The sequence below is a fragment of the Pseudarthrobacter sp. MDT1-22 genome (assembly GCF_054511035.1).
The window spans coordinates 100,410-122,436 of record NZ_JBTNDK010000005.1 but is presented as its reverse complement, the minus strand read 5'-3'; the positions used below and the strand labels follow the sequence as shown (position 1 = coordinate 122,436).

18 protein-coding genes and 1 pseudogene are annotated in these 22,027 nt (G+C 64.0%); 10 read left to right on the top strand and 9 right to left on the bottom strand.

Features of this window, described 5'->3' with window-relative positions; translation table 11 throughout:
* Window positions 1-5: 5 nt before the first annotated feature.
* Genes ACX80M_RS06200 through ACX80M_RS06190 form a run of 3 tightly spaced genes read right to left on the bottom strand, consistent with a single transcriptional unit; the run spans window position 6 to window position 3,189 of the window.
* Window positions 6-923 (bottom strand): carbohydrate ABC transporter permease, encoded by a 918-nt coding sequence (locus ACX80M_RS06200; protein ID WP_459309258.1) that lies wholly within the window; start codon window positions 921-923, stop codon window positions 6-8.
* Window positions 920-1,873, bottom strand: coding sequence for a carbohydrate ABC transporter permease (locus ACX80M_RS06195; RefSeq protein ID WP_252614086.1), 954 nt, complete (start codon window positions 1,871-1,873; stop codon window positions 920-922). The genes ACX80M_RS06200 and ACX80M_RS06195 overlap by 4 nt, the downstream gene beginning before the upstream one ends.
* Before the next feature lie 32 nt (window positions 1,874-1,905).
* Window positions 1,906-3,189 carry an ABC transporter substrate-binding protein gene (locus ACX80M_RS06190; protein WP_459309257.1) on the bottom strand — a complete coding sequence of 428 codons (1,284 nt, stop codon included), beginning with the start codon at window positions 3,187-3,189 and terminating at the stop codon, window positions 1,906-1,908.
* A 180-nt stretch (window positions 3,190-3,369) separates the two neighbouring features.
* On the opposite strand from ACX80M_RS06190, the gene ACX80M_RS06185 reads away from it, so the two are divergent.
* Complete coding sequence (locus tag ACX80M_RS06185; protein ID WP_459309256.1) at window positions 3,370-5,403, top strand: beta-galactosidase; 2,034 nt, start codon at window positions 3,370-3,372, stop codon at window positions 5,401-5,403.
* 231 nt (window positions 5,404-5,634) lie between these two features.
* Window positions 5,635-6,183, top strand: a complete 549-nt coding sequence (locus tag ACX80M_RS06180) for a hypothetical protein (RefSeq protein ID WP_252610693.1) — start codon at window positions 5,635-5,637, stop codon at window positions 6,181-6,183.
* A 36-nt stretch (window positions 6,184-6,219) separates the two neighbouring features.
* On the opposite strand, the gene ACX80M_RS06175 is transcribed toward ACX80M_RS06180, so the two are convergent.
* From ACX80M_RS06175 to ACX80M_RS06160, 4 genes are all read right to left on the bottom strand, one after another.
* Entirely contained in the window at window positions 6,220-6,681 is a 462-nt protein-coding gene (locus ACX80M_RS06175; RefSeq protein ID WP_459309255.1) for a hypothetical protein, read from the bottom strand.
* A gap of 515 nt (window positions 6,682-7,196) precedes the next feature.
* Window positions 7,197-8,555, bottom strand: coding sequence for an ABC transporter substrate-binding protein (locus ACX80M_RS06170; RefSeq protein WP_252612092.1), 1,359 nt, complete (start codon window positions 8,553-8,555; stop codon window positions 7,197-7,199).
* A 224-nt stretch (window positions 8,556-8,779) separates the two neighbouring features.
* Window positions 8,780-9,730, bottom strand: coding sequence for a carbohydrate ABC transporter permease (locus ACX80M_RS06165; RefSeq protein ID WP_252599855.1), 951 nt, complete (start codon window positions 9,728-9,730; stop codon window positions 8,780-8,782).
* Window positions 9,720-10,664 (bottom strand): carbohydrate ABC transporter permease, encoded by a 945-nt coding sequence (locus ACX80M_RS06160; protein WP_252599854.1) that lies wholly within the window; start codon window positions 10,662-10,664, stop codon window positions 9,720-9,722. The genes ACX80M_RS06165 and ACX80M_RS06160 overlap by 11 nt, the downstream gene beginning before the upstream one ends.
* A 384-nt stretch (window positions 10,665-11,048) precedes the next feature.
* On the opposite strand from ACX80M_RS06160, the gene ACX80M_RS06155 reads away from it, so the two are divergent.
* The 4 genes from ACX80M_RS06155 (at window position 11,049) to ACX80M_RS06140 (ending at window position 16,054) form a co-directional block, all read left to right on the top strand.
* Window positions 11,049-12,218, top strand: coding sequence for an acetylxylan esterase (locus ACX80M_RS06155; protein ID WP_252614091.1), 1,170 nt, complete (start codon window positions 11,049-11,051; stop codon window positions 12,216-12,218).
* Window positions 12,219-12,234: 16 nt separating this feature from the next.
* The gene (locus ACX80M_RS06150) at window positions 12,235-14,328 is read left to right on the top strand and encodes a DUF6807 family protein (RefSeq protein WP_459309254.1); all 2,094 of its coding nucleotides are present in this window, start codon (window positions 12,235-12,237) and stop codon (window positions 14,326-14,328) included.
* The gene (locus ACX80M_RS06145) at window positions 14,325-15,485 is read left to right on the top strand and encodes a M24 family metallopeptidase (RefSeq protein ID WP_459309253.1); all 1,161 of its coding nucleotides are present in this window, start codon (window positions 14,325-14,327) and stop codon (window positions 15,483-15,485) included. Before ACX80M_RS06150 ends, ACX80M_RS06145 begins: the two co-directional genes overlap by 4 nt.
* Before the next feature lie 242 nt (window positions 15,486-15,727).
* Window positions 15,728-16,054 (top strand): YegP family protein, encoded by a 327-nt coding sequence (locus ACX80M_RS06140; protein ID WP_252599851.1) that lies wholly within the window; start codon window positions 15,728-15,730, stop codon window positions 16,052-16,054.
* A 404-nt stretch (window positions 16,055-16,458) separates the two neighbouring features.
* On the opposite strand, the gene ACX80M_RS06135 is transcribed toward ACX80M_RS06140, so the two are convergent.
* A complete protein-coding gene (locus tag ACX80M_RS06135) occupies window positions 16,459-17,025 on the bottom strand; it encodes an SDR family NAD(P)-dependent oxidoreductase (RefSeq protein WP_252599850.1) in 567 nt (188 codons plus the stop codon).
* A gap of 181 nt (window positions 17,026-17,206) precedes the next feature.
* On the opposite strand from ACX80M_RS06135, the pseudogene ACX80M_RS06130 reads away from it, so the two are divergent.
* The 3 genes and pseudogenes from ACX80M_RS06130 to ACX80M_RS06120 all read left to right on the top strand — a co-directional run bounded on the left by ACX80M_RS06130 (window position 17,207) and on the right by ACX80M_RS06120 (window position 19,135).
* Window positions 17,207-17,643 (top strand): annotated as a pseudogene (locus ACX80M_RS06130) (VOC family protein).
* Between the two features lie 224 nt (window positions 17,644-17,867).
* Complete coding sequence (locus ACX80M_RS06125) at window positions 17,868-18,299, top strand: DUF309 domain-containing protein (protein WP_141141551.1); 432 nt, start codon at window positions 17,868-17,870, stop codon at window positions 18,297-18,299.
* Between the two features lie 392 nt (window positions 18,300-18,691).
* On the top strand, window positions 18,692-19,135 hold the full coding sequence (locus ACX80M_RS06120) for a hypothetical protein (RefSeq protein ID WP_459309252.1): 444 nt from the start codon (window positions 18,692-18,694) through the stop codon (window positions 19,133-19,135).
* 696 nt (window positions 19,136-19,831) lie between these two features.
* Here ACX80M_RS06120 and ACX80M_RS06115 read toward each other — a convergent pair.
* Window positions 19,832-20,146: a COG4315 family predicted lipoprotein gene (locus ACX80M_RS06115; protein ID WP_252599847.1), complete on the bottom strand. Its 315-nt coding sequence runs from the start codon at window positions 20,144-20,146 to the stop codon at window positions 19,832-19,834.
* A gap of 867 nt (window positions 20,147-21,013) precedes the next feature.
* Here ACX80M_RS06115 and ACX80M_RS06110 point away from each other — a divergent pair.
* On the top strand, window positions 21,014-21,532 hold the full coding sequence (locus ACX80M_RS06110; RefSeq protein WP_252599846.1) for a hypothetical protein: 519 nt from the start codon (window positions 21,014-21,016) through the stop codon (window positions 21,530-21,532).
* Window positions 21,533-22,027: the final 495 nt, after the last annotated feature.

Sequence of the window (22,027 nt, the reverse complement as noted above, 5' to 3'; positions counted from 1 at the left end):
CGCCGTCAGCCCTTCAGGCCCTGGGTGGAGACGCCCTCAACAATGTAGCGCTGGAACACCAGGAAGAACACCAGCACCGGCAGCAGGGCCAGGACGGACATGGCGATCATGGCGCCGTAGTCCGAGCTCTGGGTCTGGTCCACGAACAGGCGCAGGGCCAGCGGCAGCGGGTACTTTTCGGGCGTGTTCAGGTACAGCAGCGGGCCCAGGAAGTCGTTCCAGCTCCAGATAAAGGAGAAGATCGACGTCGAGATGAGCGCCGGTTTCATCAGCGGCAGCATGATGGAGCAGAAGATCCGCACGTGGCCTGCGCCGTCGATACGTGCCGCCTCGTCCAGTTCGGCCGGAAGGTTGCGCATGAACTGGACCATCAGGAACACGAAGAATGCATCCGCCGCCAGGAACTTGCCGATCAGCAGGGGAACGTACGTGTCCACCAGGCCCAGCTGCTGGAACACAATGTACTGCGGGATGATCACCACGTGGAACGGCAGGAGCAGGGTGGCGATCATCATGCCGAAGAGCACGCTCCGGCCCGGGAACTTGATCCGGGCGAAGGCATAGGCCGAGACGCTGGCCGAGAGGATGGTGCCCACTACGGCGCCGACTGCCAGGACCAGGGAGTTGGTGAAGAACTGCAGGGTGGACACCCCGCCGATCCCGTCCATGGCCGTGACGAAGTTGTCGAAGCTGAAGTTGTTCGACCACAGCGACGTGTTGGCGCCGCCGATTTCGGCATTGGGCTTGAAGGCCGAGGCCACCATCCACAGTGCCGGGTAGAGAACCACCGCTGTCAGGCCGAGCGCCACCATGTGGAAAACGAGGCTCTTGACCCTCTTGGCCGTCACGGACTCCGACTTCGGGTTGTAGTCCTGAGCCTGGAGCATCGGCGCAGACTGCTTGGGGATTGCCATAGTTGTCATTTCGAATCACCGCTGTAGTGGACCCAGGACTTGGAGGTTTTGAAGAAGATCAGGGTAATGATGCCCACCACGATCACCAGAAGCCAGGCCATCGCCGAGGCGTAGCCCATCCGGAAGTCGCTGAAACCCCGCAGGTAAAGGTAGAGGGTGTAGAAGAGGGTGGAGCCGGCCGGGCCGCCTTCACCGTTGGAGATGATGTAGGCCGAGGCGAAGATCTGGAACGCGTGGATGGTTTCCATCAGCAGGTTGAAGAAGATCACCGGGGAGAGCATGGGCCAGGTGATGTTGACGAACCTCCGCACCGGGCCGGCACCGTCCATCGACGCTGCCTCGTAAAGATCCGCCGGGATCTGCTTGAGGCCGGCGAGGAAGATCACCATCGGGGCACCGAACTGCCACACGGTCAGCAGGATGAACATCGACATGGTCATGGACGGGTTGCCCACCCAGCCGCCCAGGTTGATCCCGAAGAACGACAGGCCCTGGTCCACCGGACCGGAATCGCCGAACATCGCCTTCCACACGATCGCGATGGACACGGACGCGCCGATCAGGGACGGGGCGTAGAACGCGGACCGGTAGAACCCCTGCCCCTTGCGCGCACTGTTCAGCAGCATCGCCACGGCCAGTGCGGCGGCGAGCTTGAGCGGGGTACCGAAGACCACATAGCCCACGGTCACGCCCACCGACTGCAGGAACCGCTCGTCCTGGAACATGGTGGTGTAGTTGTCCAGGCCGATCCACTTGGGCGGATCGAAGAGGTTGTAGTTGGTGAAGGACAGGTACAGCGAGGAGATCATCGGGCCCACGGTCAGGGCGATGAACCCCAGCAGCCAGGGCAACAGGAAGGTGTAGCCGGCGCGGGCGTCCGCCCCGCTCCGCTTTGATTTGCGCGGAGCGGGAGCGGACGGCGACGTCGAACGCCTGCTCAGGGTTGGGCTTTGAGTCACGAATTCATTCCGTCAGTTGTGAAGGCCTGGGATCAGGCGTTCTGCTTGATGAGGTCTTCGGCTTCCTTGAACCACGCGTCAGCCGCGCCGTCAATGGTGAGCTTGCCGTAGTTCAGGTCAGAGCTGATGCGCTTGAAGGAGGCTTCCAGCGTGCCGAAACCGACGATGGGCGGTTCCGGAGCGTCCTTGAGGTACTTTTCGATGGACTTCTCGTAATCAACTACCAGCTTGTCGGTGCCTTCGAAGGTGGTGCCGTCGCGCTGGGTCTTGGAGGCCGGAACGCCGCGGGAGGTCTTGAAGATCTGGCCCACCTCGGGATCGTTGACCATAAAGTCGATGAACCGGGCGGCGGCATCCTTGTATTTGGTCTTGGCGCTGGCCACCATCAGCATGGACGGCTTGAGGAACAGGCCCAGGTTGTCCTTGTCATCGGAGGGAACCGGAACGAGCTTGAGCTCCTTGGCGCCGCTGTCACCGAGGTAACCGGCCATGAAGTTATCCCAGGTGACTTCCGTGGCGGTCACGTTCGAGCCAAAGGGTGACTTGGGGGCGAGCTGGGTCACGCGCTCTTCGGAAACGATGGCAGGGGTGCCGCGGAGAGCTGCTGCCTGGTTCCACCACTTCTTAAGGTCGTCCTTGCTGAAGCCGAGCTTGCCGTCCTCGGTGAAGGCCTCGATGTTGTTCTGGCGCAGCCAGATGTTGAACATCCACCAGACGCCGGTGTAGTCGGTGCCGCCGAAGAGAGCGCCGTTGCCCTTGGCTCCGACCTCGGCCAGGAAGTCGTTGTATTCCTTGTAGGTCCAGGTGCCGTCCGGCTCTGCGATTCCAAGTGAGGCGAGCTTCGCGGGGTCGTAGTAGACGGCGAAGGCGTTGGTGCTGGTGGGGATGCCGTAGGTCTTGCCCCGGATCTGGCCGGACGGCAGGAGTGACTTGTCGAAGGCGTCCGTATTGATCTTGACCGTGCCCAGGTCCAGGAGCTGGTTACGCTGGCCGTAATCCCGCATGTAGGACAGGTCCCACTGCATCACGTCGGGGAGGCCGCCACCGGCAGCTTCCGTGGCCCGCTTCTGCCAGTAACCGGCGAAGTCCGTGAAGTTGCCGTTGACCTTGATGTCCTTGTTTTTTTCTTCGAACAGCGCGATCGCCTTGCGGGTGCGCTCGGCGCGGTCATCGTTGCCCCACCAGGTGTAGTTGATGGTGACCGGGTTCTCCGCCGAACCCGTCTGGCTGGGGGCCGGTGAGCCACACGCAGCCAGTGCTGCAGCGGATGCCGTGCCGATGGCTACGGTGGTGAGGAAATTCCTTCTGTTGATCATAAGAGCCTCCTTGCTCGAGTTGTGCAGGCCCGTGGCTTCTGTGTTTACAACGTGAGTTGTGAGCTGGCTTACACGCTTTCTGAAACGATACAATACCGGCATTCCGAAGTTTGGGCAAGCGTTTTCCCAAACCTCGGGATTCAGGTACGTTTAGTCCATTCCCGTAGACGAAGGAGTCCCATGAGCATGCAGCGTAATTCCGGTCCGGCCAGCGTCTGGAGCAACGTGGAAGGGATCGCCTACGGCGGCGATTACAACCCTGAACAGTGGCCCGTGGACGTCCGGCTGGAAGACCTGGAGCTCATGAAGGAAGCCGGCGTCAGTTTCCTGAGCGTGGGCATTTTCTCGTGGGCCCTGCTTGAACCGGCTGAGGGCGAATACAACTTCGGCTGGCTGGATGACGTGCTGGATAATCTCGCCGCCAACGGGATCAAGGTTGCCCTGGCGACTGCCACCGCTGCTCCCCCGGCCTGGCTGGTCCGCAAACACCCGGAAATCCTGCCGGTCACGGCTGATGGAACGGTGCTGGGACCGGGCTCCCGGCGGCACTACACACCGTCGTCGGCCGTGTACCGCCGGTATGCCACGGGCATCACCCGGGTGATCGCCGAGCGGTATAAAGGCCACCCCGCGCTGGCGTTATGGCATGTGGACAACGAGCTCGGCTGCCACGTCTCCGAGTTCCATGGCGCGGAGGACGCCGCTGCCTTCCGCACCTGGCTGGAGCGCCGGTACGGCAGCATCGAGGCGCTCAATGCGGCCTGGGGCACGGCGTTCTGGTCCCAGAACTACGGTTCCTTCGAGGAGATCCTGCCGCCCGGCGTCGCGCCTTCCACGCTGAATCCGGGCCAGCAGCTGGACTTCCAGCGGTTCAATTCGTGGGTGCTGATGGACTACTACCGCGAGCTCGTGGCGGTCCTGCGGGAGGTCACCCCGGGGGTCCCCTGCACCACCAACCTGATGGCGTCCAGCGCCACCAAAGCCATGGACTACTTCGAGTGGGCCACGGACCTGGACGTCATCGCCAACGACCACTACCTGGTTGCCGCCGATCCCGAGCGTCAGATCGAACTCGCGTTCAGCGCTGATCTGACCCGGGGAATTGCGGGCGGGCACCCGTGGATCCTGATGGAACATTCGACGTCGGCCGTCAACTGGCAGCCGCGCAACCAGCCCAAGATGCCCGGCGAAATGCTGCGCAACTCACTGGCCCATGTGGCCCGCGGGGCGGACGCGGTGATGTTCTTCCAGTGGCGGCAGAGCTTTGCCGGGTCCGAGAAATTCCACTCCGCGATGGTCCCGCACGGTGGCCGTGACACGCGCGTGTGGCGCGAGGTGGTGGGTCTCGGAGCCGCCCTCAAGCAGATCGCGCCGGTGCGCGGCTCGAGGGTGGAATCTCGCGTGGCGATCGTGTTCGACTACGAAGCCTGGTGGGCCAGCGAAATCGACTCCAAACCGAGCCAGGACGTGAAGTATCTCGACGTGTTGCGGGCTTTCCACCGGTCGCTGTTCCTGCGCGGGATCGCAGTGGATTTGGTCCATTCTTCTTCGCCTCTAGAGGGCTACGACCTGGTCCTGGTGTGCACGCTCTATTCGGTGACAGACGCAGCCGCTGCCAACATCACCGCTGCCGCGCGGGCCGGAGCCACGGTGCTGGTGACGTATTTCAGCGGGATTGTGGACGAGCAGGACCACGTCCGGCTGGGCGGCTATCCCGGCGCTTTCTGGGAGCTGCTGGGGATCCGGGTGGAGGAGTTCCATCCGGTGCTTGCCGGCGGGCAGTTGAAGTTGAGCGACGGCGGGGTCTCGTCCGTGTGGAGTGAGCACGTGCACCTCGCGGGGGCCGAAGCGGTGCAGACCTTCACCGAGTATCCGTTGGATGGCGTGCCGTCGCTGACGCGGCACGCGGTTCGTGCTGGTGATGGTGCGCGCGCCGGTGCGGCCTGGTATCTCGCCACATTCCCGGACCGCGACGGTATCGAGGCGGTCGTGGACCGGCTGCTGGCCGAATCGGGAGTGGCCCCTGTTGCCAGGGCCGATCGCGGCGTGGAGCTCGTGCGCCGCCGTTCCGACGACGGCGGCAGCTTCCTGTTCGCGATCAACCACTCACGCTCGGCCGCCGCGGTGGAGACGGCCGGCATTGACCTGCTGACCGGCGCGCCGTTCACCGGGACTGTTGAGGCCGGCGGGGTTGCCGTGATCGCGGAGGACTGACGCTCTGCTGGTGGTCCCGGCTTCCGGCTTTGCCCACGGCCGGGACCGCCTCGGTTGAATGTCGTACCCCCTTGGCAGAGTATTCCCATGAAAGCTCTCGGGGATCGGCTTGCGGACGACGGCGGTAGCACCGCCGTGCTGACGCTCGCCTGTTCGGCTGTTGGGGGCGCTTCCAACCCTGGCCAAGGTGACGGCGGCAATAATGTCGTACCCCCACGGCAGAGTATTCCTATGGAAGCTTTCGGGGATCGGCTTGCTCGGAACGGCGGCGGCACCGCCGTGCTGACGGCCGACGCCGGGCTGGCTTCGGTGATCGTCTCGGTGAACGCCGCCGCCGCGTCTGCTCCCGGGACCCTGGCGATGGCCGGCTACGTCGAGGCCGCCGATTTCGCCGGATTGGTTGAGGAGCTCTCCCGGACCGTGGACTACCTCCAGATCCTCGCCGCGGGCGCCGTGGACCGCACCCGCACCAAGGCCATCACCGCCGCGGCAGCCACCCGGACCACCCGGGACTGGGTCACCGGGTGGGACAACGGCGTCGAAACCCTGAACGAAACCGACGCCGCCTGGCCCGCCGGGACCACCGCCGGAAACCCCGGACCGCCACCGGGAGCACCCGGGCCGTTCCGGGGTCACCGGCCGATGACGGCTGCAAAAACACCGCCGAATTCCTGCGCCTCCGGCTCCGGATCGGGCGCAGCGAAGCCCAGCGCCGCATCCACCTCGCCCACACCATCCTGCCCGCCACCACCCTCACCGGAGACCCCGTCCCACCAATGAGGGAACACCTCGCCGCAGCCCTCACCCCCGCCTCCACTACCGGCAGCCCGGCAGAGACCAGCGCCGACGACGACGCCGTAACATAGCGCCGCCGGCTGTGAAGCCAATGACCTCTATCAGGACTTCTTCTTGGTGGTGCACATCTGTGACGTTCACGGAGCGGACCGATCCCTCACGCATGCCGGCCGGGATACCGTCAACAGCCACTCCCCATCTGTAAACCGCAGGGTCACTGGATTCCCAAGTGACTCTGACCTCACTGATCGTCCCCACCGTAGAGAGAACCTCGATACGAACGTTTGAGGCCGCTGCCAGATACAGGGGCGTTGTGTTGATGCGAACGGGGGTCTCCAACACGTCGGTGCCGCCGGCAATCCCTGTCACCCGCAGGGTCATGACTCCTTCAAACTCTGCCTCGTAAGTGTGTTTGAGGACAGGATCAATGGTGGTCCGGTCGTAGCTTCCGTCGCCGTCCAAATCCCATTCATACTTGACCACGACGCCTGCGGACTCTGAGGCATCGTAAGTAACTTGCGAACCCGGAGGCCCGGAAAAGCCGCTGATGGTCAGCCATGCCTCGACACCAGTCTGCTTCTGCTTGCCCAGCGGGATAGTGATCGCTTGAACCGGCGCCCCTGAGGCCTGAGCGGATGAAGTCGGACCGACAGTGGGGACGGACTAACTTCCAGTGTGTTCGGCGTCGGATGCCCGCTGGGCACACCATCTGCGCAACCGGTCAATATCAGTAGTATTGCCGCAGCGGCGGTCCAACCGAATGCCTTCATGTTCTCCCCCATGAATTAAAGTGCTCGTGGACCACGAGGACCGGAACCCGTCTAGCACTCATGGCTGCCGGGAATAGCAGGACCCAGTACACGGACCTTAAAACACCACAGTCCCGGCCGGAACCAAAGGTTCCAGCCGGGACTGTGGTGACCACTCGCCGTCGTACGCTTCCTGCTGAAGCTTCCTTCAGAAGCTGCATCCGGAAGAGCCCGACGGCGGCGCGGGACTTAGCTGATGGCGGACTTCATCTCGTCCACGGCCTTCTTGCCGGCTTCTTCAGTGGACAGGCGGTTGAAGAGGACCTCGGAGGTGTAGCGCTTGACGATTTCCTGGATGGCGCCGGCGCCCTTCGGCGGCGGGGCCGGAGCCTCGCCGAGTTCGCCCTTGATCTGGTCGATGAACTTGATCACCTTGATATCGGCGGGGGTCAGCTTTGGCTCGATGGCTGCGCGGACGTCGGAGTTGGGGTAGACGCCGCGGTCGGCAAGCAGGGCCTCGCCTGCCTTGGTGTTGTTGGCCAGGAAGTTGATGAATTTGGCCGTTTCCTCAGGGTGCTTGGTGCGCGATGAGGCGGACCAGAACTGGGATGCCTTGTACCAGAGCTTGGCGTCGGCAGCCTTGCCGGTGGTGGACGGGAAGCGCAGGATCTGCAGGTCGGTTCCGGCAGCCTTCTCCAGCGCCGGCAGCTGGTTGGACCACCAGAAGGCGAGCCCGTTCTTGCCCGTGGCCAGGCCACTCTGGTCCAGCGCTGCGGCCTCAGCTTCCACAACTTCTGATGCCGACGGCACAGCCTTCTTCTCGCTGAGCTGCTTCAGGAAAGCCCACCAGTCGGCGATGTCCGAGGGCTCGAAGCCCAGCTTGCCGTCGGACGTGTACAGGGACTTGCCGTTCTGCCGGAGCCAGACTCCCAGCGAGGCCTCGTCCGTGCCGTAGGCGGCAGAGCCGTAAGTACCCTTCGGAGACTTCTCGGTGACTTCGGCGGAGATGCGGCCGAAGTCTTCCCAAGTCCAAGTCTTGTCGTCGGGAAGTTCAACGCCTGCAGCCTTGAAGACGGACGGGTTGGCCAGGATGGTGGCCGCGTTGATGCCGGCGGCGATGCCGGTCAGGCCGTCTTCGCTCTTGCCGGCATTGAGGGCTGCTTCGTCCAGTTTTGACGTGTCGATCTCGTACTTGGAGAGGTCCAGCAGCGCACCGCGGGTTGAGTACTCCGTGATGTATTTCTCGTCCATCTGGATGATGTCCGGGGCGTCGTTGGCGGCGACCTGGGTGGCCAGCTTGTCCCAGTATCCGCTCCAGTCGCCATACTCCGGCTTGATCTTGATGTTGGGATTCTCGGCCTCGAAGGCGGCGATGGCGGCCTGCGTCAGCTGGGCACGCTTGTCGCTGCCCCACCAGGAGAAGCGCAGCTCAACGGGTCCGCCATCGCTCTGCGGGGAGGCTCCCCCGCCGCAGGCACTCAGGGCAAGCACGACGGCGGCTGCCGCGGCAACGACGCCCGTCTTGCGGAAACGGCGCGGTGCGCCGGTGGATGGCGTCTCTGCCGTACGGTTCTTGGCATCTGACTCAGTGCGGTGAAAAAGCGCCACTGGGTACTCCGATCTTCATTGATCTGGTTATTGGGGAAAGTAAACGAGAAAGCGTTTTCTTAAGTCTCATGCTACAAGTACATGACTTGTATTACAAGATGTTTTCGTGTCCTGTTCCCTTGGGCCTTGGCGGACGTTCCACGCCAGCCCCGACACAGCGGGATACGCCATTGGCTCGCCCTTGGAGGACGGGCCATCGGCTGGAGCAAGGCGTTTCGCTGGATCTACTTGATGCCTGTGGTGGCGATGCCCTTGATGAGGAACCGCTGGCCGAAGAGGAACACCAGGAACACCGGCAGGAGGGACACGATGGACATCGCGAACAGCGATCCCCAACTCGTGGCGGACTGCGAATCCACGAAGGCGCGCAGCGCCACGGGAACGGTGAACATGTCCGGATCCGTCAGGTAGATCAGGGCCCCGAAGAAGTCGTTCCACGTCCAGATGAAGGTGAAGATGGTGGTGGTGGCCAGGGCCGGCACCATCAGTGGCAGGATGACCCGCAGGAAGATGCGCGGGTGCCCGGCGCCGTCGATCCTTGCCGCTTCATCCAGGTCCTTCGGGATGCCGCGGATGAACTGGACCATCAGGAACACGAAGAACGCATCGGTGGCCAGCAGCTTGGGCACAATGAGCGGCCAGAACGTGTTTACCCAGCCGATCTGGGAGAACAGGATGTACTGCGGCACGATCACCACGTGGAACGGGAGCATGATGGTCAGCAGCATGATGCCGAAGAACAGCTTCTTGCCCGTGAACTGGAGCCGCGCGAACGCGTAGGCGGCCATGGAGCAGGAGATCAGGTTTCCCAGGATGGAGCCGATCACCACGATGGCCGAGTTGAGCATATAGTGCCCGAAGGGGTGCGTCAGCGCGGACCAGCCGTCCGTGTAGTTGCCCATCTCCAGGCTGTTGAGCCACAGGCCAGGCTCTCGGAAGATCAGTTCATTGGCACGGAGCGAAGAGACCACCATCCACAGCAGCGGGTAGATCATAAGGCCGCCGGCGAGGATCAGGATGCCATGCTTGATCAAGGCCCTGGTGCGGGCAGCCCTGCTGAAGGCGAGCGTGCCGCGGGATTCGCGGCGCTTCGCGGGCTTGCGGTAATTCGTAGGCTTACCGGCGCCGGCGGTGTTCTTGTCCGGGGCGGGCAGCGTCTCAAGCTTAGTCGTCATAGAAAACCCAATACTTTGCAGCGATGAAGTTGATGGCGGTGAACACACCGATGATGACCAGCAGGAACCACGCCATTGCGGAGGCGTAGCCCATGTCGAACTGGCCAAAGCCCTTCTGGTACAGGTACAGCGTGAAGAACATCGTCGAATCCGAAGGGCCGCCATTGCCGCCGGAAACGATGAACGCCTGCGTGAAGGACTGGAAGGATCCAATGATCTGGAGCACCAGGTTGAAGAAAATGATGGGGCTGAGCATGGGAAGCGTGATCCGCCAGAACTGCTGGAGGGTGCTGGCGCCGTCCACCTTTGCTGCTTCGTAGTACATCACCGGAATCTGGCGGAGGCCGGCCAGGAAAATGATCATCGGGGCGCCGAAGGTCCACACGTGCAGCAGGACGATGGAGCCCAGCGCGGTGCTCGGATCGGAAATCCAGCCGGGACCCTGGATGCCAAACATGGCCAGGGCCTGGTTGACCAGGCCGGTGGTGCCGAAGATCTGCTTCCACAGGATGGCAACGGCCACGGAACCGCCTAGCAGGGACGGCAGGTAGAAGACGGAACGGTAGAACGGCAGCCCGCGCAGGCCCTTGTCCAGCACCAGCGCGATCAGCAGCGCAACACCGAGCTGCAGCGGGACGCCTACAAAGACGTAGGTGAACGTCACGCCCAGCGAGTTGTGCAGCCGGGCGTCGGCGAACATGCGGATGAAGTTGTCCAGCCCGACCCATTCCGGCGGCTGGAGCAGGTTGTAATCCGTGAAGGACAGGTACAGGGACATCAGCATCGGGCCGACGGTGATGGCAACAAGGCCCGCCAGCCACGGCAGCAAGAAGATGTAGGCGGCCTTGTTGTCCCGGCCGTTCGCTTTTTTCTCCGCTGCCGTCATGGGGCCGTTGCGGCGCTTGAGGGTGCTCAGTTCACTGATGGCACTCATTGCGGCAACTCCGTTTCACGCAGCAGGCCCGCTGCAGCCGGCATTCCTGCCGGGCACGGCGTCCTGGGTATGTGTCTAGCGGCCATGTGGCCTCCTTTGGTCATCGTGGCCCTCCACGTCTGGGTTGATCGCACTGGGCGATCCATATTTGCACCGTCTCCGGCGGCGGACTCACTTGGTGTGCAGCTGTCCGGATCCGGCCTCCGTCACGCGGGACGTTGAAAGCGGCTCCGTACCAAAGTAAACGGTTTCTTGACTCCTGTATAGCCCTTTGTTAGTTTTTGAGAAAGCGTTTTCTGCAACCGGATCACTTTACCCACAGACATCCGTCCCGATCCGCCGCGCCTTCAACCCTCCCCGTCCACCCGAACAACAGGCAGGTCAGTGAGCAAGGATTCCCGGCCGGTCCGGCCCAGCGCAATTGCAGGCTATGAGAACTGGCCTGCCTACGTCCGTGACCGGCCGCGCTACCAAGCAGCCACCCCGGCGGCGCAGGACCTGTCGGACGCCCTGGGCGTTCCGGCAGGTGTTCCCCCGGCGGGAGTCACCGTTCACTGGGAGGAAACGTACGACGGCGTCACCACCTCCCAGCTCAGCTGGCAGTTGGGTTTCGGCCCCCGCACCACCGGCTGGCTGGTCCGGCCGGCCGGGAGTTCCGGGCCGCTGCCCGGCGTGCTGGCCCTGCACTGCCACGGGGGAAACAAGTTCAGCGGAGCGGACCGGCTGGTCGCGCTTCCTGATCCCCACCCGTCCGCAGCGGAAGCCCGTGCCGGGCACTACGGAGGGCGAGCCCTGGCCACGGAGGTCGCCCGCCGGGGCTTCGCCGTCCTGGCCCACGACGCCTTCGCATGGGGCAGCCGGCGCTTCGATCTGTCCACCCCGCCGTGGCGGACGGAATCCGCGCTGGAGGCGAGGAAGTCGCAATGGCGGGAGGCCGGCGTCGTATCTTCCGATGCCGAACTGTACAACGCCGCTGCGGGAATCCATGAAGACACCGTGGCCAAGGCCGCCGGCCTGCTGGGCACCAGCCTGGCGGGGATGGTGGCCCACGATGACATTGCTGCCCTGGAGATCCTGGCCGGCCTGCCCGGGGTGGATGCGGAGCGGCTGGGCTGCATCGGGTTCTCCGGTGGCGGCGGCCGGGCACTGGCCCTGGCAGTCCTCAGCCCGCGGATCCGGAACTACGTGGTCACGTGCATGATGACCACCTTCCAGTCGCTGCTGCCCGCCTACCTGGATGCGCATTCCTGGCTGCTCCAGACTCCAGGCCTCTGGAAGCTGGGCGACTGGCCGGAACTGACCGGCAGATCCGGGGCCGACGGATTCCTGGTGCAGTACGCGCTGGCCGATGGGCTGTTCCCGGAAGAGGGGATGCGGCACGCCCACCGGATTCTGGAGTCCGTGCACCCAGCTGGCTCCTACACTGGGAGTTTCTGGCCAGGCGGGCACGTCTTCACGGTCGAGATGCAGAATGAAGCCATCAGCTACCTGTCCAGGACCCTCGGCGCACCGGGTCCCGCCACCACAGCCTTTTCGCCCCTGCCAACCCCTTAGCCACCGAGGACCCCAGATGATTCAGCAATCCGCCCCCGCGGCACCCGCCAGCTCTGCAGCGGCAGGTGACGTTCCGGCAGTCCTCCCGCGCGTAGCCCTCGTGGGTGTGCACGGCTTTGGCGAATCGCACCTGGCCAACCTCGCCAGGCTCGACGATGCCGGGGCCCTGCACCTGGTAGCAGTGGCGGACCCCACCCCCCCGGAAAAGGGCACGCTGGCCGGGTCCGTGGCCGTCTTCAACACCCTGGACCAGCTGCTGGCGGCCGGGCCGGTCCCGGACGTGGTCATCCTGGCCACCCCCATCCAGACGCACGCTCCCCTGGTCCTGGCAGCGTTGGCCGCCGGTGCCGACGTGTACGTGGAGAAGCCGCCGGTGGCATCCATGGCCCAGTTCCAGGAGGTGCTGGCCGCCGCCGAGTCCGCCGGCAGGCTCGTGCAGGTGGGGTTCCAGAGCCTGGGCTCGCTGGCCCTGCCGGAAATCCGGAACACCATCGAATCCGGTGATATCGGAGAGGTGCTGGGACTCAGCGCCACCGGCATGTGGCTGCGGACCAGGAGCTACTTTAAGCGTTCCCGGTGGGCCGGAAAGCGCAGCCTGGACGGCATCGACGTGGTGGACGGCGTGGCCACCAATGCCTTGGCGCACGCCGTGGCCACCGCCCTGAACATGGCTGGCGCCCACACGGTTGCCGACGTCGCCTCCGTGGAGACGGACCTCTACCGCGCCAACGACACTCAGAGCGATGACACCTCGGTGATCCGCGTCCGCACAGCTGCCGGCACCACACTGTTGTGTGCGCTCACGCTGTGCGCCCCCGAACAGCAGCGGCCTTCCGTCACGGTCCATGGGACTCGGGGAGACATCACATTCTTCTACACCGAAGACGAACTGGTCATCACTACGGCAGACGGCGAGCGCCGGGAGACGTTCGGCCGGACCGACCTGCTGGAGAACCTGCTCGCTGCGCGGACCGCCGGCACTCCCCTGCTCAGTGCACTGCCGGATGCCGGCGCATTCATGTGTGTGCTGGAAGCCATCCGCACCGCCCCCGCGCCCCGCGAAATCGACACGGGCCATGTCAGCTGGGAGGGCGACGGCGACGACGCCCACCCGGTGGTCCAGGGCATTGCCGCGCTGATCGAACGCGCCACCAAGGCGCAGGCCACCTTTGCCGAGCTGGGCGTCCCCTGGGTCAGCAGCCTGCCGCCGGTCCGGACCTTCGACCTTGCCGGGCATCCCGTGGCGGACTATCAGGACGGCAGCAGCATCCGCGCCGTGTCCTCGCCCCGCCCGTACCTGCACCCCGTCCGTACCCTGGCCGGGACCGTTGTGACGGACCACCAGCCGCTGGACCACGTGTGGCATCTGGGCGTGGGGGTTGCACTCCAGGATGTGGACGGCGTCAACTTCTGGGGCGGGCGCACGTATACCCGGGCGGCCGGCGAGTACGTCTGGCGCCCCGACCACGGCAGCATCGTCCGGGCTGGCGGACCGTCTCCCGGCGAACCGTCCGCCGCCGAGGGCGAGCTGACCGAGAACCTCGCCTGGAACGGCCCCGACGGCGCACCCATCCTGACCGAGCAGCGCACCTGGACGTGGGCCGCCGTCGGGCCTTCCGCCTGGCGCCTCACCCTCGACTTCGCGCTCTCCCCCTCCGGCAACCAGCCCGTGAGCCTGGGAAGTCCGGGTTCCAACGGCCGTGTTGGGGGCGGTTACGGCGGGTTCTTCTGGCGCCTTCCCGAATGTTCCGGGGCGAGCGTCTGGACGCCTGCGGGGGTGGGTGAGTCCGCCGTGCACGGGAGTGTAACGCCGTGGCTCGCCTGGTCGGGCGGTTTCACGGGTGGAACGCTCGACGGCGGCACTCGCACTGGCGCCGTTCGCGACGGCGCGGCCACGCTCGTGTTCGTCGCCGCGGCGGGTTCAACGGACCCGTGGTTCGTCCGCGTGGACGGATACGCGGGTGTTGGCCAGTCGCTGGCCTGGGACGCGCCCGTCATCGCCGAACCCGGCACCCCGGTTCGCCGCAGTGTGACCGTGTTCATTGCCGACGGGATTTTAGGTTCGGAAGACATCGAGACATTGATCAACACACAGGGGGACAACTCATGAGCCAGACAACCACCGCTGCTACACCGCCGTCGCAGCTGACTGAAGCCGCGACCGTTGCGGGCCAGGGCCGCCGCACGCCGCCCGCCTCCACCGCGGACCGTGCCATCAAGCGGCGCCGCGTCCTGGACATTCTGGATGCCAAGGGGCAGGACTCGTTGCTGCTGACCACGCACACGGCGCTGGCCTGGTACCTGGACGGCAGCCGCGTCCACATCAGCCTGGCCGGTGACCCCATTGCCGCGCTGCTCGTGGACCGGGACGGCGACCACTTGGTGACGTTCAACAACGAGGCGGGGCGGATTGCGGCCGAGGAGCTCCCCGCCGGGGTGGCCCTCCACACCGTGCCTTGGTACGGGAGCCTGCACGAGGCTGCCGCCGCCGTCGGAAATTCTTCTGGAGGCGTTGCTGGAGCCCCGGTGGCCGAGGCCTCGGTGGCGACTGAACTGAGGGCTGCCCGGCAGCAACTGCTGCCCGGCGAGTCCGCCCGCTACGCCCGCCTCAGCGCGGAACTGGCCGGCATCATGACCGATGTGCTGTCCACCGCCCGGTCGGACACCACGGAATTCGAACTGGTGTCCGCCCTGGCCGGCCGGGTGGTTGGCGCGGGCGCGGAGCCGCTGGTACTCCTGTGCAACGGCAGCTCCCGGAGCGACTTCCGGCACCCGCTGGCCACACACGCGCCTCTCGGACGCCGCGCCATGGCCGTGGTGTGCGCTCGCCGGGACGGCCTGGTCGCGAACATCACCCGCTGGGTAAGGTTCGACGCCGGGACCCCCGAAGAGCTCGACGCTGAGTCCCGCATCGCGGCCGTGGAGGCGGACATCTTCGACGCAACGGTCCCCGGAGCACGGCTGGACCACGTCTTCAGCGAGATAAAAGCGGCCTACGTCCGCCACGGTTTCGGCGCGGAGCAGTGGGAGCACCACCACCAGGGCGGACCGGCAGGCTATGCCGGACGGGATCCGCGCGTCACCACCGCCGCCACCGACACCGTGGTGCTCAACCAGCCGTTCACCTGGAACCCGTCGGGACCCGGAGTAAAGATCGAGGACACCGTCCAGCTCACCGAGTCCGGCATGCAAGTCCTGACTATGGATGACCGCTGGCCCGCCACCACCGTGAACGGCCTCAAGCGGCCTGTGACGCTGCAGCTGTAGGCCCTGCCGTTAGACGGATAGGGAAGCCCCGGGACGGTCGTCCCGGGGCTTCCCTAGGGTCGGTGATCGAACGGGGGGTCTTGTGGCACAGGCTGTCTTGAGCGAGACTCATTGAGCACGCGATGAACTCATCATTTGGATTGCAGGACAAAACCAGCGGGAAGGGGACGCAACGGCGCGTCCGTTTCTGCTCCGTGGCAACGACGCCGCGGGGCGGATCCCGCAGACCGGGAGGATTTGCTATGGCCGGAATGTTCGAACTGTTCATTGACGCGGAGTCGTATTTCAGGTTCCGCCTGACCGCGCCGGATGGCACCGTGATGGCAGTGTCCAAGGCCTTTGACAACAAGACCGCAGCTGTTGCCGGGATCGCCGCCGTGCGTGAGTACGCCGGCATGGGACTGATTGCCGATGTTTCCCCGACGGAGAGGCGGGCCACGCCGCCGGAGGCACGTGACGTCACTGTCCAGGTTCGTGAAGTCCGGCGCATTCCGGCTGCTGACCTTCACGCACGTTCCCGGGAAATCCATCGCGCCACCAGCGGAAGTCGATGGGCCGGCGCAGTTTAACGCACTCGACTCCAACAACGCGGCCCGGGCCCTGCGCGAAGACCCGGATACTTTCAGGCCCGCGCCACACGCGCGCATGGTTAGAGGATGAGTGACGACTCTGTGCAGCGACCAGGCAGCTGTGTCCTGGCAGCGTCAGGACACAGCTGCCTGGTTAGTGCGCGCTCCAGCCATCGGGCTGCAAACCATCTATGTCGGTGAATCCGTACTCTCTGGCAAGTTGAGCGGAGCTGACCGACTGCTGATTCCATTTCGCGCGGTCAGGGTCCGCTGCCAGCGCAGCTACGGCCCGACCGACATAGCGGGGTGACTCCGAGAAAGCGAAACCTGCGGGGGCGCGTGGGGTTCCGCCGACCAGGCATGGGTCCAAAGCGTCGCGCCAGTTGGTTTCGGTGACTCCGAAGCTATCGAGCATCATCTCCGACCGTAGCCATCCAGGCGTGATGGCGATCGCCGTGACTCCGTGCGGTGACCTCAATGAGAAGACCCCCACGCTTGGTAATTAGCAGCGGAAGCAGATGGTGCGAGGTGATCAGATGAGTGTCAATGGCTAGTCGCAGGATGCGCAGCCCTTTGTCTAGGTCGTGCTCCCAGATAGGGGTATTCCACTCGGCTGGGCCACCTTTCAGGACCTCAGCACCCCAGATGTCGTTGACCAGCACATCGAGACCGCCATATTCAGTTCGGATCCGCTGGGCCAAGCTTCGGACCTCTTCGGAGTCGAGATGATCGACCTGGATGGCGACTCCGGCGCCGCCAAGCTGCGTGACCAGATCGGCTGTCTCCTCAATGGTCTCGGGCCGGTCGTAGTCCGACCTACTTCTGCCGGCCGCGCTGCTGCGTCCAGTGCAGATTACCGTCGCCCCGGCTTCACCCAGAGCAGCGGCTATGCCGCGTCCAGCGCCTCGGGTCGCTCCTGCGACAACTGCAACTCGGCCTCGCAGGGCATCAGGATCCGGGGACCAGTGCATGGTTTCAGTGTGGCGACAGGATGCAGGGCAAGCAAGACCGCCTCGCTCATTGACGTTTCGGCGGCTGAGCGTCTTCATCGTTCCGTAAGCCCATCGGCTTGGGGCAATCGTCCCGGAACTTGTTGAGTCGAATCCCGGCTCGCCACTGGAGCTAATCGGTCCGCCTTGGTAGCTTCAACGCATGGCCATCAAATTTGTGAACGTCGGTATCGCCGTTCGCGACCTCGAAGCAACAATCGCCTTTTCACCGACCTCGGGCTCACGGTCGTCGGCCGTGACACCGTCAGCGGCGAGTGGGCCGACACTGCCGTCGGGCTTGATGGCAACCACGCGAAAATTGCGATGCTCCAAACCCCGGATGGTCAGGGTCAACTGGAACTCTTCGAATACATCCACCCCAAAGCGATCGAGTCGAATCCAACTCGTCCCAACGACATCGGAATGCACCGCGTGGCCTTCTCGGTCGACGACATCGACAAAGCCCTTGAGATAGCTGCGAAGCACGGATGCCATCCGCTACGCGGCGTAGCGACCTACGGTGACGTCTACAAACTCACGTACCTCCGCGGTCCCAGCGGAATCCTCGTAATGCTCGCCGAGAAACTGCAGAAGGACTGACACCGCCCGTAAGCCGATCCTTGAACGCACACCAAGAATTCAAAGCACGCGGCCCGAGCGAAGTGCATGGCTCGAGGGCAGGATATGGAGGTGATCATTTCTTCTCTCGCGGCCGCCGTCCCCACGGCATCCTTTGCAGTGGAACGGATGTTCGAAGGGCCGAGCCGTAGCATTGGGCAGATGAAGGTTAGTAAGGTCCACGGACGCTCAGAGCGGAAACTGCAATGACCGGCGACAGGGATCGCGATGCTTCAAGGCGCCCGCGGCAGGCCCGGCCACGTGACGCTCTTGGACGGCCGCTGCCGTACGGAAGCGCTGGCGTGGAGCCGGTCTCCGAGGAGCCGCTGCCGCCGGCAGAGACGTTGGTCTCGGCCCGGAGCTTGGTGGAAGCGGGCCGGCCCTTCGCCGCGCATGAGGTACTTGAGGCCCGATGGAAAGCTGGGCCGGCCCAAGAACGCAACCTTTGGCAAGGTCTTGCCCAGATCTGCGTCGGGCTCACCCACGCCGCCCGGGGGAACAGCGTTGGCGCGCTCCGGCTCTTCGAGCGCGGTGCGGCCCGACTCGAGGAGTACGGTTCAGGCGACGGGCCGACCTACGGGCTCGATTTGTCCGCCGTTGTGAGTTGCGCGCGTGACCGGATGGACACCGCCCGCTGAGCTCACGACCAGCATCCTCGCGGCAGGCGGCGGAGGCACTATCTCCGGGAGACTGCTGAGAGTTTGCTTGACCATTAACTTGTCCCATAAGGGGAACCCTCGGCGGGACAGCTTCAGCGTTTTCGCGGATAAGAGTTGGTATGGCGCGTCGTAGCCGGTCCAATTAGGGTCGGCATACAGCCGGCTGCGCAGCTTCAATTGGCACGTGCACTTAATGTTCCGAAAGCCGAACCCTCTAGGGAATGGTCCGCTGGCGAATCATCGCTGCCCTGACTGAGGAGACCGCCGAATCCGCGACAAAACTGCCGCCTGAGCGGACTTGTTGACCAGGAACAGCAGGCGTGGAGCATTGGCTTATTGGCACACATAGTTCAGGATTTGAGGATCTGAACATGACGCATCAGCAGGTTTTCATTGGCGTCTTGTCGGCGTTTTGTGCTTTGGGGAAGAAGACGATGAGCGGGATAGACGATCTCATGGCTGAGTCGAACGACCGCTGGGCACATGCCATAAGAAGAGCCCAGGGCATAGAAGACAACGGCCTGGGTGAAGCCGTGAAGACCTATTTCACGCGCTACTTTCCGGCGGGACTGTTCATGGTGGCGGTCGGGACCGCAGTCGGGATCTTAGGTCTCCGTGGCACGCTGTCGGACTGGCCGACATATCTGGCGTTCGCGTTCCTCCTTGCGGTGCTGGGTGTCGTGGTTGGTGGGCTGGTCTATAACGCGAAGAAGGTGGTACCCGCGGCCAAGCCGGGGAGGGTCAACGTGCTGCTTTCCCTGGAAAGCGAGGAACGAAGCAGGTCCGGCGTCAGATTGCAGGGAAGGCACCTATAGATTCGGAGCATCTCTCGGTTATCCGGGCCGCGGCGGTGCAACTTCGAAAGGGTCTTGCCACCCAACTGGTCCTTGCACCGTTCTTTCCGCTCACGTTCATTCCTCAAGCCATCAACTTTGCCCTGCGCGGTGACACACTTGCCGCATGGCTGATGGCACTTGGCGTTGGAGTGACAGTGATCGCATTTGGGCTCCTCGTCGTGACTTCCGCCGGGCGGGACGGTTCCTGACACGGACAGCGGAGCAGACAGCGCCAGGCAACGCGCCGCTTTAATGTTCCGAAAGCCGAACCCTCTGCGGCACGGTCCGCTAGGGGATCGGTCTACGGTGCGCCTCAGTCAGACGCCAGCGGCTCTGTCCATTCATTTGCTGGCAGCCTTTCTCGCAGCAATGCGGGTTGACCTGATCCAAGAATCATCTCGGTGTCGAGATGGGCTGGGTCGACTTGTCTGATGAGCTCGCGACAGCGTCCGCAAGGAGGTAAAACGCAGCGCAAGCCGTCACCGTCTCGCCAAACGGCGACGATCTTTGGCGACCTGGTACTCGCCGCCGTGAGCTGGCCAAGTCTCACCCCCACCTCAACATCCCTGGTGGCTGCACCATTGAGTTTCACGAGGCGCAGCCAGTCCCCGGATGGTGAGCCCACGCCACGTAGCTGCAGGATGCGCCGCCGATTCGGCTCCGCCGGCACTGCAGCTACGGGGCTCGGATCCCGTCCGGATCTACGACCCACCAGAGCCCCCCGTGGGTCGAGACGTTGTGGCACTTCACCTCGCCAGGCCCCTCGTGCGCGTAGAAGTAGAGCGGATGCCCGTTGTAGGTGACCTGGGTCGTGCCGTCCCGCCGCTTCGTCGTCCCCAGCAGCGCTGAGTCGACCTCGCCGCTAGCGGTCGGCGCTCCGTCGGTCAGCACGGGTGGCCACGCTTCAGCGCAGTCGTCGTAACACTCCGGCCTGATGCTCTCCTCACTCTCCCAGATATAGATGGCCTGCTTTTTGGCATCGAAGAGCATCTGGCCGAAGTCGCTCGCGGCTGTGGTGATCGTGGTGCCCGGCTCTCGCGCGCTGGATGGCTGACTCGGCGGGGGTTGCGGACTCTCCGGTGTCGTAGTGCTCGCCCTCGGAGGCGGGGTAAAGTCCGGGGCCTCGCTCGAGGTGCTGCTTGCGCAAGACGACGCGACGAGTGCGAGGACCACCGCAGCCGCCGCTCGCAGTCCGGGTCTGGACACGCTGTGCTCCTATCGGCAGGAGCGGGCGCCCCCGGCCAGGTCTTCGGGGTTGGTGATGATCAGACAGTGGGGCAGTTCGGTTCCCATCATCTCAGCCTTTGTCGAAAATCGGCGGGCGGAAGGCGGCGAGTCCGGTGGCGGGGGACTGCCACCCGACTCGCCTGGGTCAGTGAGCGGCTGTGGCCGTCAGGGTGCGGGGCGACGGCGCCCGGCAAGCAGGACGGTGCCGAGCAGCAGCTTCAGGACGACGAGGCCGAAAATCGCGCCGTACAAGGGGTCGCTTCAGAAAAAGGAAAAAATCGTACGCTAAGGCCGCGTGTAGAAAGTAACGGCTGGACCGCAGCTTGTCTATGGAAGCGGGCCAAAGTCCGTCCGTAGGGGAAACCTTGAGCGGAACGGGTTTTCATTCGCTCGCTTGGCATTGAGATCATAAGCGCCAAAGGACGCCTACCGGTTGATCAGTATACCCAGTCCATGGCCTTGTGCGAGTGGGCATGCCTCAACTGTTGGAGGCTCTGATTATTGAAGCCCAATTGCAGTCTGAATTCCCCAGGGCGGTGCACCACACAGTAACTCCTTGGCGGGTACTCAGTTGAACCTGTTATGTCGCAGGACATCGGTGACATAACAGATTTAGAAAAGAGATGTTCCATGAAAAAGCTTGTAGCCATCCTCGCAGCCATCGGCACGGCATTCTGTATCGTGTTCTCGGCCGCCGCGGCCAATGCGGCCGTCGAAGGACCATGTATTGGCGAAGTCCTCACGTCCACGAACTTGCAATGGGGCACCTGTGGCGTGACTCGGCCGGCTCATGCGTCGGCAACCATCAGCAGCGACGGTTTGACCGTCACCCTGAAGAAGGTCAATTCGGGACAAGTTGCTTCATTCTGGTCAAACAGCGAGGTGATGGAAGAGGGGTCCACCTCGGTGTGCGTCACCGTTTCGGTGGATATAACCGGCCGGGCCAGCGGGGAGCATCTGCTCACCTTGTCAGCCTATGAGTCGGTGACGTCCCAGACATTCCCCCTTTCGAGCGGGCTGCATGAGTACTGCGTCAATTCTGGCCCGGACGTAACCAATGTCCAGTGGCAGCTGCTCACCTATGTCGGCGACAAGCCGTTCGGTCGGGCAGTGGTAACTGTGACGCTGATTGGTGTCACCATCACATAATTTCTCTGCTGCACCACCCAAGGGTCCGCGTTCCTGGAACGCGGACCCTGTAAGGACTTATCCATGGGGCCAGGATGACGCCGAAGACGGCGGTTCAGGACACCAGCTGCGAGGATTCCGACGACAACGACACCCACCAGGATGGCGGCAAAGTCGAACGCTGCCTGGCCCAATGGAGCTAAACTGGCTGACCTGATACTTCGTGTCTGGTGCCGCGACTTGTGGGAACAGCGCCTTCCGCAGCTGGCGCGGCAGAGCTTACGGGGAGCTGCAGCTATGACACGGACTCATCCGGTCGCACCGCCGCCGAACTGCTGTGGGGGTTCGTAAGCCGGTCCCCCACGGGTGCAAACACTTCTCAAATTTCCGGAGCGCGATCGCCGCGTTTCCGCAGCCGGTCCATTCGCATAGGACCCGCCCGCAAAAATGCCCGGTGAGGGAACCCCATACGGGACACATTAGGAAGGGTTCTCAGGTGATGGCGATGTCCGGTCC